This window comes from Synechococcus sp. R55.2, from assembly GCF_047462075.1.
In the GTDB taxonomy this organism is placed as follows: Bacteria; Cyanobacteriota; Cyanobacteriia; order Thermostichales; family Thermostichaceae; genus Thermostichus.
In genome coordinates this window covers 1-563 of record NZ_JANSIH010000333.1, presented here as the reverse complement: position 1 = coordinate 563, position 563 = coordinate 1, and the positions used below count along the sequence as shown (strand labels likewise).

General features: G+C 62.0%; 1 pseudogene. It reads right to left on the bottom strand.

Features of this window, described 5'->3' with window-relative positions:
• A pseudogene (locus NW838_RS10555) lies at positions 1–375 on the bottom strand (hypothetical protein); the annotation flags it as partial.
• Between the last annotated feature and the right edge of the window lie 188 nt (positions 376–563).

Sequence of the window (563 nt, the reverse complement as noted above, 5' to 3'; positions counted from 1 at the left end):
TGCCCACGGGATCCCTCCCTGAGCCTGCCAAGTGCGCATCGGGGCCCGATCCAGCTCCACCCCGCCGTAGCCAGGGATCCGCCGTCGGAAGGCTTGCCAGGGACTGAGCACATAGCCCAGCAATGGGATCCCGAGCAGGTAGGCCACCAAAAGGTGCCCTGCTTCATGGCGGATAACCCGCTGCCGATAGGCTGGCGAAGCCCAATCCAGCAGCCCGCCCAGCAACCCTGAAATCCGCCCCCCGAAGGCCACTTGCTCGACGATGACCAGCCCCACCAGTCCTACTAGGGGCATGGCAGCCCGCGGCCCCAGCACCGCCGACAAGACCAAAGCTGCCACCACCCCGGCAGCGCGAGTGACTCCAGCTTCTGACATCGGTTAGCTGCCCCCTTAACCAACAAGCTGAGGGGAAGATCCCACACGGCTTACGCGCCAAAACCCAACAGGGAAGGCGACCTCTCACAGCCCAACGATCTGGGTGTTTTCAAAGGTAGCCAGAATTTCATCCAGATCTTTGTTCTGCACTCAGTAGGTAGCAGTGGCATCGCTGCCAAACTGGATCT